The organism is Ketobacter sp. (assembly GCF_003671495.1).
GTDB lineage: Bacteria > Pseudomonadota > Gammaproteobacteria > Pseudomonadales > Ketobacteraceae > Ketobacter.
This window is the reverse complement of record NZ_RCHN01000023.1, coordinates 171,466-184,030: the sequence shown is the minus strand read 5'-3', so window position 1 is coordinate 184,030 and position 12,565 is coordinate 171,466. Positions and strand designations below refer to the sequence as shown.

11 protein-coding genes and 1 tRNA gene are annotated in these 12,565 nt (G+C 55.3%); 6 read left to right on the top strand and 6 right to left on the bottom strand.

Features of this window, described 5'->3' with window-relative positions:
• Positions 1-252: 252 nt before the first annotated feature.
• Together D9N14_RS12715 and D9N14_RS12710 are read left to right on the top strand one after the other, a co-directional pair.
• A complete protein-coding gene (locus tag D9N14_RS12715; protein WP_290580211.1) occupies positions 253-993 on the top strand; it encodes a hypothetical protein in 741 nt (246 codons plus the stop codon).
• A 409-nt stretch (positions 994-1,402) separates the two neighbouring features.
• The gene (locus tag D9N14_RS12710) at positions 1,403-1,834 is read left to right on the top strand and encodes a hypothetical protein (RefSeq protein WP_290580209.1); all 432 of its coding nucleotides are present in this window, start codon (positions 1,403-1,405) and stop codon (positions 1,832-1,834) included.
• 244 nt (positions 1,835-2,078) lie between these two features.
• Here D9N14_RS12710 and D9N14_RS12705 read toward each other — a convergent pair whose 3' ends face one another.
• The 3 genes from D9N14_RS12705 to rtcR all read right to left on the bottom strand — a co-directional run bounded on the left by D9N14_RS12705 (position 2,079) and on the right by rtcR (position 4,830).
• Positions 2,079-2,636 (bottom strand): HNH endonuclease, encoded by a 558-nt coding sequence (locus D9N14_RS12705; RefSeq protein WP_290580207.1) that lies wholly within the window; start codon positions 2,634-2,636, stop codon positions 2,079-2,081.
• Positions 2,637-2,827: 191 nt separating this feature from the next.
• Positions 2,828-3,001, bottom strand: a complete 174-nt coding sequence (locus D9N14_RS12700) for a hypothetical protein (RefSeq protein ID WP_290580205.1) — start codon at positions 2,999-3,001, stop codon at positions 2,828-2,830.
• A 209-nt stretch (positions 3,002-3,210) separates the two neighbouring features.
• On the bottom strand, positions 3,211-4,830 hold the full coding sequence (gene rtcR, locus D9N14_RS12695) for an RNA repair transcriptional activator RtcR (RefSeq protein ID WP_290580203.1): 1,620 nt from the start codon (positions 4,828-4,830) through the stop codon (positions 3,211-3,213).
• 270 nt (positions 4,831-5,100) lie between these two features.
• On the opposite strand from rtcR, the gene D9N14_RS12690 reads away from it, so the two are divergent.
• From D9N14_RS12690 to D9N14_RS12680, 3 genes are all read left to right on the top strand, one after another.
• Positions 5,101-6,324, top strand: a complete 1,224-nt coding sequence (locus D9N14_RS12690) for an RtcB family protein (RefSeq protein ID WP_290580201.1) — start codon at positions 5,101-5,103, stop codon at positions 6,322-6,324.
• Positions 6,325-6,430: 106 nt separating this feature from the next.
• Positions 6,431-6,504: transfer RNA gene (locus D9N14_RS12685), tRNA-Ile, on the top strand.
• A gap of 337 nt (positions 6,505-6,841) precedes the next feature.
• Positions 6,842-8,008 (top strand): slipin family protein, encoded by a 1,167-nt coding sequence (locus tag D9N14_RS12680; RefSeq protein WP_290580199.1) that lies wholly within the window; start codon positions 6,842-6,844, stop codon positions 8,006-8,008.
• 54 nt (positions 8,009-8,062) lie between these two features.
• Here the strand turns inward: D9N14_RS12680 and D9N14_RS12675 are convergent, their stop codons facing one another.
• The 3 genes from D9N14_RS12675 to D9N14_RS12665 form a co-directional block, all read right to left on the bottom strand.
• A complete protein-coding gene (locus D9N14_RS12675; protein ID WP_290580197.1) occupies positions 8,063-8,428 on the bottom strand; it encodes a response regulator in 366 nt (121 codons plus the stop codon).
• Between the two features lie 150 nt (positions 8,429-8,578).
• The gene (gene recG, locus D9N14_RS12670; RefSeq protein ID WP_290580195.1) at positions 8,579-10,660 is read right to left on the bottom strand and encodes an ATP-dependent DNA helicase RecG; all 2,082 of its coding nucleotides are present in this window, start codon (positions 10,658-10,660) and stop codon (positions 8,579-8,581) included.
• Positions 10,660-11,571 carry a hydrogen peroxide-inducible genes activator gene (locus D9N14_RS12665; RefSeq protein ID WP_290580193.1) on the bottom strand — a complete coding sequence of 304 codons (912 nt, stop codon included), beginning with the start codon at positions 11,569-11,571 and terminating at the stop codon, positions 10,660-10,662. The genes recG and D9N14_RS12665 overlap by 1 nt, the downstream gene beginning before the upstream one ends.
• Positions 11,572-11,691: 120 nt before the next feature.
• On the opposite strand from D9N14_RS12665, the gene D9N14_RS12660 reads away from it, so the two are divergent.
• Positions 11,692-12,549, top strand: a complete 858-nt coding sequence (locus tag D9N14_RS12660; RefSeq protein WP_290580191.1) for an SDR family oxidoreductase — start codon at positions 11,692-11,694, stop codon at positions 12,547-12,549.
• Positions 12,550-12,565 lie beyond the last annotated feature (16 nt).

Below are 12,565 nucleotides of genomic sequence, written 5' to 3'. Positions count from 1 at the left end.
ACCACAGTTGGCTCCACTCCACGTGTTCCCATGATGTAGGCGTTAATTGACGAGTCACCATTAAGCAGGAGAGTACCTCTGATTAGTATAATTTTTGGTGCGGGTGCAAGCTACGGCTCAGGAGGCTGCTCGCCAAGAAACCCACCGCTGGGAAATGACCTATTCAGCGAGCTTGAGGAGTTAAAGGGCGCTTTCTATAACCTCAACAATGACTCTAAAAGAGTTTTTAAAACTGAAGGGTTTGAGGCGGGTATGGCGACTGTTGCGGATGACAGCAGAGTTATCAACCCACTACAGAAAGAATTAGCCTGCTATCTTTCAAGCTTTTCCGTGAAACCAGATAATGCTTATGTTCGTTTATTCAACAAGCTTAGGAGTTGCCTAGATCGGATTAATATTGTAACGCTAAACTACGATCTGTTGATCGAGCAGTCCCTAACTAATCATGGCTTTGGTATCGATTACAATGCTAATGGTGGCGGAATTAATTTACTAAAGCCTCATGGTTCATCCAATTTTTTACCTCAACTTCCAAAAGGATTGACAATATCAGGAAATACAATGATCGGTTGCGGTACATATGTTGAAGGTCTTGAAACAAAGGCAGTGTCAACAGTCGATGAAGTGATGACATGGTGCAAAGATCCTAGAAATTCTGACTTAAGCCCTGTTTTGGCAATGTATGCAGAGGGAAAACGGGTCGTCGTGAATCGAAACCTGATTACCAATACACAGAAAAAATATTCAGAGATTATCTCTTCTTCTAAGTTAGTTGTTCTGGTTGGAATTAAGTACATTCAACATGACAAACACATTTGGGAGCCAATTGAGAACGCTCGCCCAAACCTATTTATCGTTGATCCTTATCCAAATAGTACAATTGACTGGATCAAGGATAAAAGCATTACTGGTGTGACTGTCGTAAAAAAAGGATTTGATGAAGCAATATGGGATTTAACAAAAAGCGTGCATGATGCACTGTATTTCACTTAAAAACTTGCTGTTGTCGCCGCTATGCGGCTGGGACCTCCGTTCCGCTGCGCTTCTCTCCGACCCCAAAGCAAGGCGCTAGATAAAACAAGGCATGTACATCATAGATAAGAAAGGTAATCGTACCGCTTGTGTAAATGAATGGTCGGCATGAGAAGCTCAAGAATTTTTGTCTGAGTTGCAGGATGCTTTAGTTGATGTGAAATCTTTAAGAATTGAGATCAATCCGGCATGGGGTCAATTGATCGAACATGATGGTGAGAAAAGTATCGGTAATATCGGTAGCAACCATAGCCTATACGTAGGTGTGTCAGTGCAATATTGGCTCCTTGATTGGAATAGGCTATCTGATTCTATACGTTGTAACTAGAATTGGAATTTAGAATCAATTAAACGACCAAAGGAGGAATTTATGAGAACTGTGGGATTGTCTTTTGCTTTCGCTGCAATGCTATCTGGATGCGCTTCGATCGATTTTGATAGTAAAGATAAGGGCCTAACCTATTATGAACCCAAACCATATTTATTCATGTCTGTGACAGATAAATGTGTAAGTTCTGTATCAGTAGTCAGCATTCCGTCTGTGAAGAAGAAAGTCAAATTTAAATCTGGGTATGGTTCATCAGAGCTATCAGCTGAGTTTTCAAACGGTATAATAACAAAAGTTGGGCAAACTTCTGATAGTAAAGTTCCAGAAACATTAACTTCTATAGCGGCATTAAAAACTGCAGGCATGCTCGTTGAGGGGCAAGAGCCAGCATGTAAACCGCTAGCAATACTGTATCCGATCGTTGATGGTGTTCCAGATACAGATGCTCCAATTAACTTTACGATTGGGCAGTAAGCACATAAAAAGTGAATATACGGACCGAAGGGCTCGTACTATCTCACTGTTACAGAGGGGCAGTGAGTGCCTAATAACTCCCATTCTATAAGTGTGAAATTAGTACCGAAGATCAGCAACGGAACTTCAATATAGTTCTTGTGAGTTGGTTTTTAGTTGCGATAATATCCGGGTACCTCAACGTAAGAAGAAAAACCGGCATGCCCACCCCCAATCACACTCAGAGATAAGCACACCGGCACCATCACGGCATCCTAAAATTCGGGGAAACCCCCTTACTCAAAAACGCCATCTGGTCCACCAGAATGCGATGGTTCGCCAGCAGGGCGAATTCAAACACATTCGGTTTGTAGGGTATGGCCAGCAGCGGCATACCGGCTTCTTCCGGTGTGCGGCAGGCTTTGGCCTGGTTGCAGGGTTTGCAGGCCGTGACGACGTTTTCCCATACGTCCAGCCCACCCCGGGCGCGGGGGAATACATGGTCACGGCTCAGGTCCCTGGCTGCAAACTTGCGGCCGCAGTACAGGCAAACGTTGCGGTCGCGCCTGAACAGAAAGCGATTGTCCAGGGCTGGTGAAAAGTCTGCTGTTTTGGCCGCTTTGCGGGTCGCCACGATGGGCGGCACGGTCAGCTGGCTGGTGTGGCCGTTGCCGTCGCGGCCGCCGGTTAAGACGATGCTGTTTTCCCCCAGGGACCATACCACCTGATTTTTTACCATCAGGGTGGCGGCTTTTTCCGGGGTGACCCAGCGGATCGGGGTGCCGCACACGCCCAATCTCAGTATCCAGTTTTTAATGGTCATCCCGCTTTCCCCTTTTATTCACGCTTGTTCGTCAATCTTTTTTGCCGTGGCAGCCTGCGCAGTGGTTTCGCCTTCGACCTTTTTATCGAAGTAACAAAAAACCCCGGCAGGATATCCAAACCGGGGCTTCTGAATGGGATCAGTGCGCACCGGGTTGGCAGATTGCCTTCCAGGTGCATCCTGAAAGGCGCTTACACGTCGAGTTGTTCCTGTTTTGTGATTATCGATGGGCTCAGTGCCACGAACCCGCTGCAGCGCCAGCGCCCACCCACGCCATAACCGATCAGCCGCGCGCAGCGTCGCCCCTGGTGCTTATCGCCCAGGTGGTGATCACGGTTGTTGAGGGTGAATGGATGGGTGTTCATGCTGCACTCCGCGCAGTAAATGTTTGTGTGCTGCCTGCAAGGCGAAATTCGTGCCATATTGAGGGGTTCGCCCAACAATTGCCAGATGTGGGGGCAAGAACCTTATGAAAGGCGTTATTTTTGCGCCCGGTGGCGGCTTTGCTTAAGTAATTCGAATGACCCGCTTCGCTTGCTGCCCCTTATGTTCTATCTATTACGATAATTTATATCTAGTTTGATATACCCAACCGCCGCACCGCATCAAAGCTCAAGCCGTACTTTTTCAAATAAACTCCCAGGCGATGGCTGTCGTTGGTGGAGGATTTCTGCAACCGCGACACATCGTAAAGCGCTCGACCCGCCTCCGCCGCCGACTGGCAACCCGCACACACCCGGATCACGGCCTCCAGCTGCACCCGCTCGATGTAATCCAGGGAACGCACCAGGTCCACACCCAGGCAGCGTTCCAGCATGGCATCGGCTTCTGCCACGTCCAGCTCCAGGCCCCAGCGATTGCGCAGGGTGTCGATCTCGTTGCGCACCACTTCGGTGGTGATGCGCCCGCCGTCGCACAGGGTGGCCATGCGGGTAACGCTGGCGTTCAGATCCCGAAAATTGCCGGTCCACTCCGCACCGGGGCTCAGGGCAAACTCCAGATAGGCTTTGCGCGCCTCGCGGCTGAACGTCACGTGGGCGCCCTGCTGCCCGGCGTATTGCGCCAGCTCGTAATCCAGATTGGGCTCCAGATCCTCTTTGCGCTCCTTCAATCCCGGCAGCTGGTACACCCACAGGTTGATCCGCGCCAGCAGATCCTCACGAAACGCGCCCTTGCGCACATCCAAGCGCAGATCCCGATTGGTGCCGGCAATCAGCTGAAACGCCGACTGCACCGGTTTGTCGGAACCCAGCGGCAGGAACTGCTTTTCTTCGATGGCCCGCAGCAGCATGGCCTGCTCATCCGCCCCCAGCTCGCCGATTTCATCTAAAAACAGCACACCGCCGTCGGCACTTTTCAACAGGCCATCCCGGGCGCTGGCGGCCCCGGTATACGCGCCCTTGCTGTGGCCGAACAGGGCCGACATGGCGTTATCCCCCCGCAGGGTGGCGCAGTTGATTTCGACAAAGGCCCCGTCCACCTGGCGCCGCAGTTTTTTCAGCTCATAGATGCGCCGCGCCAGTTGGGATTTGCCCGCGCCGGTGGGACCGGTGATCAGCATGGGTGCCCGCGACTGAATCGCCACCCGCTCGATCTGCGCGATCATGGTGTTGAAGGCTTTATTGCGGGTTTGAATACCCGCCTTCAGATAATCCGTACCCTCCAGGTGCTCCTGCTTGAAACGGGAGGCAATTTCGTCATAGCGGGATAAATCCAGGTCGATCACCTGAATGGGATACTCTTCCGCCTCGGTTTGCCGGGGCGAACTTTGCAGCAGCTTGCCCGGGAACAGCCGCGCCTCGGTGACCAGGAACACGCAGATCTGCTGAATGTGGGAACCGGTGGTGATGTGAAAGTAGTAGTCATCCCGGGAATGAAATTTCTGTTTTTTCAAAAACGCAGACAGGGTCAGGTACACCTGGGCCAGATCCCAGGGCGCATCAAAGTTCACCGGCAGGCAATCCACCCGGGTCTGGGGCGACAGCATTTCGATATCCCCCTGGATATCCTTTACCAACCCGGCCTCCGCCTCGTTATACAACAGGCAAAAGTGGTGAATGGGCAATTCAGTCTGCTGAAACAGCGCCACCGTGGGCCGCCACTTTTCCCAGCGCTGATCCCAACGGCCCCGCCGCCGACTGGCCCGATCCATCACACTGCCCAGAATCCCGAACACCACGTTCTTTTTCTTCACCGCCACATCCTATTCATATTGATATGCTCATTATCTTGATAAATATAACGGGAATATGGGTTTGGCGATACCTGAGCGTGGTGGATTACGGCCATAACCCGATTAATCCTCACAAATACAATAAGTTATGAGTTTTTGTTTCTTGATCTGACTGGATTGGCACAGTCCTGGCTATAGATCTGGCACATCGGGGCGACCATTGTTCAGTACTATAAACAGCCCCACTCGAGCACAACGCAAACGACAAACACCAACCAGAGTGTGAACACCATGAACGCGAATTACGAAGTGATGCATGAAGATGGCGTGCCCATCAAATCCTGGACCCGGGGCGTACCCTTTGAGGACAAAGCCCGGCAACAGCTAAAAAATATCGCGTCCATGCCATTCATCCATCAGTGGGTGGCGGTGATGCCCGACGTGCACCTGGGTAAAGGCGCCACCGTGGGCAGCGTGATTCCGACGGTGGGCGCGGTGATTCCCGCCGCCGTGGGAGTGGACATCGGTTGCGGCATGATGGCGGTGAAGACCAGCCTGAAAGCGGAGCAATTGCCGGATAATTTGTTCGCGCTGCGCTGTGCTATCGAACAGGCAGTTCCCCACGGGCGTTCGCCGCAGTTTCGCGGGCGCCGTGATAAAGGGGCGTGGAGTGATCCACCGGCCGATGTGAATGCGGGCTGGGCGCAATTGGATACGGCCTTCACCTTGTTGAAGGATAAACACCCGGTGCTGAAGAACACCAACAACATTAATCATCTGGGAACCTTAGGGACCGGTAATCACTTTATCGAGATCTGCCTGGACGAACAGGGTGCCGTGTGGGTGATGTTGCACAGCGGGTCCCGTGGTGTGGGTAACCGCATCGGTACGCACTTTATCGAGCTGGCCAAGAAAGAGATGGAACGTTGGCACATTCAGCTGCCCGATAAGGATCTGGCGTATCTGCCGGAAGGCACCGCGCACTTCAACGATTATGTGGAGGCGGTGGAGTGGGCGCAGAACTTTGCCCGCATCAACCGCGAAGTGATGATGAGCCGGGTTTTGCACGCCCTGCAGACAACACTGAAGCTGCCGTTTGAAGCGCGGACCGAAGCGGTGAACTGTCACCACAACTATGTGTCCCGGGAACACCATTACGGCCGCAACGTGATCGTAACCCGCAAGGGTGCCGTGCGTGCTCAGGCGGGTGAAATGGGGATTATTCCTGGCAGCATGGGTGCCCGTTCCTTCATTGTGCGGGGGCTGGGGAATGCAGAAAGTTTTTGCAGCTGCAGCCATGGCGCCGGTCGGGTGATGTCCCGCACGGAGGCTAAAAAGCGGGTCAGTCTGGCGCAGCACATTGAAGCCACCGCCGGTGTGGAATGCCGCAAGGATGCCGAGGTCATCGACGAATCCCCGGCAGCCTATAAGCCCATAGATCAGGTGATGGAAGCCCAGAAGGATCTGGTGGAAATCGTCTACACCCTGAAGCAGGTTGTCTGCGTGAAAGGGTAAACCGAGTTTGAGTGTTGGTTTGAATGCAACGGCGCGGGTTCTGTATGCCCGCCCGGCACGAGGTGCGTCACTGATCGTGTACCCATTCTTATTCAGCTTAAACACCAAGCATGTAGCTCACTTGGTTAGAGCGGTCGACTCATAATCGATTCGTAGCGGGTTCGATTCCCGTCATGTTTACCGGAAAAGGTCTTCAACCTTGGGGTTCGACTCCCCGCCATAGCAACACCGGAGCCCATGCTGTTTGGGGAACGGTTCGCCGTCCTGAGCAGGCTGACACTGGCAGACAGTGTTGTGGGTTTGTTCATCGCGCGCCAGCCGGAATCTGGAACGTGGGGCCGCGGCAGGAGCCGACATGCGAGTGACAACCCGCATGTGGCGACAGGGATGTCGCCGGCCACGTCCGCCACGGGAACGCTGTAGCCCGGTGAGCACAAGCAACGCTTCATGCGGTGTCAGGTGGGCTCCACCCGGTGTGACTATTGAATTTAACCATGAAAGATGAGGAGGTAGAGAGATGTTTTGGAAAACCGTTTACATCGCCGATAACGAACGTGGCCTGCTGTACCGCCATGATCGTTTGCAGGGCGTATTGCAGCCTGGCCGTCATCGTGTGAGCCTGTTGGGCGGTCCGATTCGCCTGGACAAGTACGATGTCAGCTCTGTGGTGTTCGAGCATGTTCGCGCGCGTTTTTTGCTGAACCAGCATGGACCGCTGTTGAACGAACACCTGAACAGTGCGGACATGGGCGACGAGCAATTGGGCCTGGTGTATCGCAACAATCATCTGGTGGATGTGATTGCCCCTGGCGCGTTTTACGCCTACTGGAAAGGCATCGAAGATGTGCGCATCGACGTGCTGGATCTAAAGGCCGGTGCTGCCGTCAGCGATTCATTGCTGGGCGTATTGGGTCGTGGTGCTAACGTTGAGCTGCGCCAAAAAGCACAATCCCTGATGCTGTATGTGGAGGTGCCCGAAGCCCAGGTGGGTTTGATGTTTCTGAACGGCAAGTTCGAGCGGGAACTGAATCCCGGCCATTATGGCTTCTGGCAATTGAACCGTCACATCCAGGTAGTGAACGTGGATCTGCGGGTGCAATCCGCCGAGGTCAGTGGCCAGGAAATCCTGACCAAGGATCGGGTGAGTTTGCGCATCAATCTGAGCGCCAACTATCAGGTGGTGAACGCCCGCCAGGCAGCCCTGAAAGTGAAGGATTTCACCGGCTTCGTCTATCGCGAGCTGCAGTTCGGTTTGCGGGAAGTGGTGGGTGAAAAGTCACTGGATGATTTGCTGGCGGACAAGGATGCGTTGAACAACACCATCTTCAACAGCGCGTTGGAAAAACTGTCGGCGTACGGCATCCGCCTGTTGAGTGTGGGCATCAAGGACATCATCCTGCCCGGTGATATGAAAGCAATCCTGAATCAGGTGGTGCAGGCCCAGAAGGAAGCAGAAGCCAACCTGATCAAGCGCCGCGAGGAAACTCAGGCCATGCGTTCGCTGCACAACACCGCCCGGATGATGGATAACAACCCGGTGCTGTTGCGCCTGAAGGAACTGGAATCCCTGGAACGGGTGGTGAGCCGTATCGGCCAGATCAATGTGTACGGTGGTCTGGAAGCGGTCATGACCGATCTGGTGCGATTGAAGGATGTAAAACAGGAGGGCAAAGTGTCTGGCTGATGGAAACCACCCGCTGCGGTGGTTTCCGTTTTTCATTTCTTTCCGAACAATTGATCAGTTCAATAATTTCCGCAGACGATCCAGCAATACTTCCTCATCCAACGGCTTGGTGATCAGGTCGGTCACGCCGGACGCCAGAATTTCTTCGTCTTCCCCTTTGATGGCGTGGGCCGTCAGGGCGATGATGGGCAGGTGCTGGAACCGCTCCTGAGCCCGCAAGCGTCGGGTGGCCTCTTTGCCGTCAATGCCGGGCAGGGAAATGTCCATCAGCACCACATCGAACTCTTCCTGCTCCATACGGGTAAGACAGTCTTCAGCGCAATTGACGCCGGTCACCAGATACTCCTCGTCTTCCAGTATCCAGGTCACCAGTTTCATGTTGTCCGGGTTGTCTTCAACCACCAGTATCTTGTTGCCCATAGCCAAGCCTTCTGTACCTACTTCTTTGCCTGCTCCATTGATTAAGTGTAGCTGCTTTTTGGGCGCGCAAAAGCTCCCGCAGAATAGCCATAACCTGTTGAATTAATTAAACATTGGATTATGACAAAACGGTGTAGGCTAACCTGCTGCCTAAACCTCGCCATATTGGGCGGCGTTGCCCAGCCAGCGCAGGATCAGGCGTTCGGCCCGCACCGGGTCTTTCTGCAACAGCACTTCCGCCAGTTGTTTGCTGTCCTCCAGCAGGGCTTCATCCCGCAGCAGGTCGGCAATGCGAAAACTCATGTCCCCGGTCTGGCGGGTGCCCAGAACCTCGCCAGGGCCGCGCAGGTGCAGATCTTTCTCGGCAATGACAAAGCCGTCGTTGGTCTGGCGCATGATGTCCAGCCGTTCCCGCCCCAGTTTGGAGAGGGGCTTTTGATACATCAGCAAGCAGAAGCTTTCGGTGGAACCGCGCCCCACCCGGCCCCGCAATTGGTGCAGTTGGGCCAGCCCCAGGCGTTCCGGGTTTTCGATGATCATGACGCTGGCGTTGGGCACGTTCACCCCCACCTCGATCACGGTGGTGGCCACCAACACCTGCAGCTGGCCTTTCTTGAACTGGTCCATGATGTCGGCTTTTTCCGCCGGTTTCAGGCGCCCATGCACCAGACCAATGGCGATATCCGGCAGGAACAATTTCAGCTGCTCGGCGGTTTCCTCCGCTGCCTGGCACTGCAGCACCTCCGACTCTTCAATGAGGGTACAGACCCAATACACCTGACGGCCTTCACCACAGGCGTGACGCACCCGATCCACCACCTCATGGCGACGGGTACTGTCCACCACCACGGTTTTCACCGGCGTGCGCCCCGGGGGCAGTTCGTCAATGACGGAGGTATCCAGGTCCGCATAGGCGCTCATGGCCAGGGTGCGGGGAATGGGGGTGGCGGTCATGATCAATTGATGGGGCGCGATGCCGCTGGACTCCCCTTTCTGTTTGAGGGCCAAGCGTTGATGCACGCCAAAGCGATGCTGTTCATCAATGATCACCAGCGCCAGGTTGCGATAGCGCACCTCCTCCTGGAACAGGGCGTGGGTGCCCACCACCATGTGGGCGGTGCCGCTTTCAATCAGCCCCAGTTGTTCGTTGCGCTTTTTGCCTTTTAATTTGCCCGACAGCCAGGCCACCCGCAGGCCCAGTGGCTCAAACCATTCGATAAAGGCGTGGTAGTGCTGTTCCGCCAGGATCTCGGTGGGTGCCATCATCGCCACCTGATAACCGGCATCAATGGCCAGCAGGGCCGCCCGCGCCGCCACCAGGGTTTTACCCGCCCCCACATCCCCCTGCACCAAACGCAACATGGGATGGGGCTGCTGCAGATCCTGGCAGATCTCCCCATGCACCCGCTGTTGGGCCGCGGTGGGCTGGAACGGCAGCCCCGCCACCAGCTGTTGTTCCAGTATCGATTCTGACGGGAGTGACACCGCATTCTGCTCCTTCACCCGTTGCCGCAACTTCAACAGACTGAGGTGATGGGCGGTCAGTTCCTCCAACGCCAGCCGCTGCTGCGCCCGGTGGGAACCGTCCAGCAGGGCCTGCACCGGCGCATCTCCGGGGGGGCGATGCACATACTGCAGGGCTTCGGTCAGGGAGGGCCATTGCGCGGCGTGCATCACCTCTGCGGGCAACAGCTCCGCCACTTTCTGGGATTTGCCCAGCAGCCGCAACACCTGGTCGCTGAGTTTGCGCAGAGTAGTTTGCTGAATGCCTTCGGTGGCGGGATACACAGCGGTCAACGCCGCTTCCACCGGCTCCTCGGCGGATTCCATAATGCGGTATTCCGGGTGCGCCATTTCCTTGCCCAGCCCGGTGAGGCGCACCTCGCCATAACAACGCACAATGGCGCCCGCTTGAAAATGATTCTTCTGACTGGTGGAAAAATGAAAAAAGCGCAGATGAATCTGCCCGGTGCCGTCTTCGATGCGGCAGATCAGGCTGCGGCGTTTGCGGATCACCACATCCGCCATCAAGACCCGTCCCTGGATCAACACCTCACTGCCATCCCGGGTGGCGCCGATGGGCACCAGCTTGGTTCGATCCTGATAGCGAAACGGCAAGTGGAACAGCACATCCTGCAGGGAATAGATGCCCAGCTTGGCCAGCTTTTCCGCCTGGGCCGCGCCCACGCCCTTCAGCTCCGTTACCGGTGTGGTCGCGAAAAAATCCGCCATCAGAGATTCGCTGCGCCCTGCAGGGAACAACTGGTGATGGCCTGCACCAGGGCTTCGATGGCCTTGGGTCGGGAGAAGCGTTTGCGCGACACCAAAGACACCCGGCGATAGGGCGTCTTGCCGGCAAACGGCCGCTCCACAATGGTGTCACTGTCGTAGATGTGTTTGTCGGAGGAGGAGCTGGGCAGTATGGTGATACCGAGACCGGACGCCACCATGTGTCTCAGGGTTTCCAAAGAGGTGCCCTGGGGCAGACTGGTTTCGTCACTGTGTTTGAGAATACCCGGGCAGGCGTTCAGTACCTGATCGCGGAAGCAATGCCCTTCCCCCAGCATGAGGATGTTTTCTTTTTCCAGCTGCTTGCGGGTGACCTTTTCCTGCTTGGCCAGGGGGTGCCCCGCCGGAATCAGCACTTCGAACGGCTCGTCGTAAAGATCCTGGATTTCCACATCCGGTTCTTCAAACGGCAGTGAGATGATGATGGCGTCCAGCTCGCCGTTACGCAGTTTCTGGCGCAGCACCGCGGTGTAGTTTTCTTCCAGAATCAGCGGCATTTCCGGGGCAATGGGTTTGATGTTGCGAATCAGGTGGGGGAATAGATACGGGCCAACAGTGAAAATCGCCCCGATGCGCAGGGGCAGGTTGATCTGGCCTTTGCCTTCCTGGGCGATCTGCTTGACCAGCTCAGCCTCTTCCAGCACTTTGCGGGCCTGGGCCACGATGCGCTCGCCGGCCATGGTCACCCGCACGTCGGAACGATTGCGCTCGAAGATGGTCACATCCAGTTCATCTTCGAGCTTTTTAATGGCCACACTCAGGGTGGGCTGGCTGACGAAACACCGTTCAGCGGCGCGGCGGAAATGGCGTTCCTGGGCCAGGGTCACGATGTATCTCAATTCGGTCAGTGTCATGGAATATCCGTTCGATTGGGTAATGATATGGCTGGTCACGATGAGTTTTACACGATAGCATATGGCGATTGCAACCATAAGAATTGAATAAATTTAACTATCAGGGGAAGACACCGGCACATGGCGCGAATATTGTTGGCGGGATGCGGCTCAATCGGCACCCAACTGGGGCTGCAATTGCAGAACGCCGGGCATCAGGTGTGGGGGCTGAAACGCTCCCCCGCCACCCTGCCATTCCCGGGCTTGCAGGGGGATCTGGGTCAACCTTTGGCCAGTACGCTGCTGCCCCCCGCACTGGACTACGTGATTCACACTGGCACCCCCGCCGAGCGCAGCGACGCAGGTTATCGCGCCGGCTACCCCCTGGCAGTGCAGCACCTGCTGGATGCCCTGGGGGAGCAGCGCTTGCAGCGGTTCTTTTTTGTCTCCAGCACCGCGGTGTATGCCCAGGATGACGGCAGCTGGGTAGATGAGACCAGCGCCACCGAACCCCAGGCTTATAATGGCCGGCGGGTGTTGGAAGCCGAACGGCTGGTGCAGGCTTCGGCCCAACCGGCCACCTGTGTGCGCTTTGGCGGCATTTATGGCCCCGGGCGCAATTGGTTGCTGCGTCGGGTCCAGGGGGGCGCCGACGTTCAGGTAGAGCCACCCAAATACACCAACCGCATCCATCAGGATGACTGTGTCGGCGTGCTTGCTCATCTTGTGCAGTTGGCAGAACAGGGCACGGCACTGGCCGAGTGCTATGTGGGCGTGGACGATGACCCGGCGGATGAAGCCAGCGTCTGCAGCTGGTTGGCGCAACAATTGAAAGCACCGCAGCCCACCCCCATTAAAAAGCTGACAGACACATCGCCGTCGCAGAACAAACGCTGCCGCAATCAACGCTTGCGCAACAGCGGCTATGCATTTCAGTATCCTTCCTTTCGGGAAGGCTATCAGGATGTTCTGCGCGGCCAAGCTGAATCTACGCACTGAATAAATTGATAGAAAG

Coding starts and splice junctions, on each gene's coding strand:
- D9N14_RS12700 (WP_290580205.1), bottom strand. CDS start 3,001: ATGAACACCCATCCATTCACCCTCAACAACCGTGATCACCACCTGGGC.
- D9N14_RS12665 (WP_290580193.1), bottom strand. CDS start 11,571: ATGACACTGACCGAATTGAGATACATCGTGACCCTGGCCCAGGAACGC.
- D9N14_RS12660 (WP_290580191.1), top strand. CDS start 11,692: ATGGCGCGAATATTGTTGGCGGGATGCGGCTCAATCGGCACCCAACTG.
- D9N14_RS12675 (WP_290580197.1), bottom strand. CDS start 8,428: ATGGGCAACAAGATACTGGTGGTTGAAGACAACCCGGACAACATGAAA.
- recG (WP_290580195.1), bottom strand. CDS start 10,660: ATGGCGGATTTTTTCGCGACCACACCGGTAACGGAGCTGAAGGGCGTG.
- D9N14_RS12680 (WP_290580199.1), top strand. CDS start 6,842: ATGTTTTGGAAAACCGTTTACATCGCCGATAACGAACGTGGCCTGCTG.
- D9N14_RS12690 (WP_290580201.1), top strand. CDS start 5,101: ATGAACGCGAATTACGAAGTGATGCATGAAGATGGCGTGCCCATCAAA.
- D9N14_RS12710 (WP_290580209.1), top strand. CDS start 1,403: ATGAGAACTGTGGGATTGTCTTTTGCTTTCGCTGCAATGCTATCTGGA.
- D9N14_RS12715 (WP_290580211.1), top strand. CDS start 253: ATGGCGACTGTTGCGGATGACAGCAGAGTTATCAACCCACTACAGAAA.
- D9N14_RS12705 (WP_290580207.1), bottom strand. CDS start 2,636: ATGACCATTAAAAACTGGATACTGAGATTGGGCGTGTGCGGCACCCCG.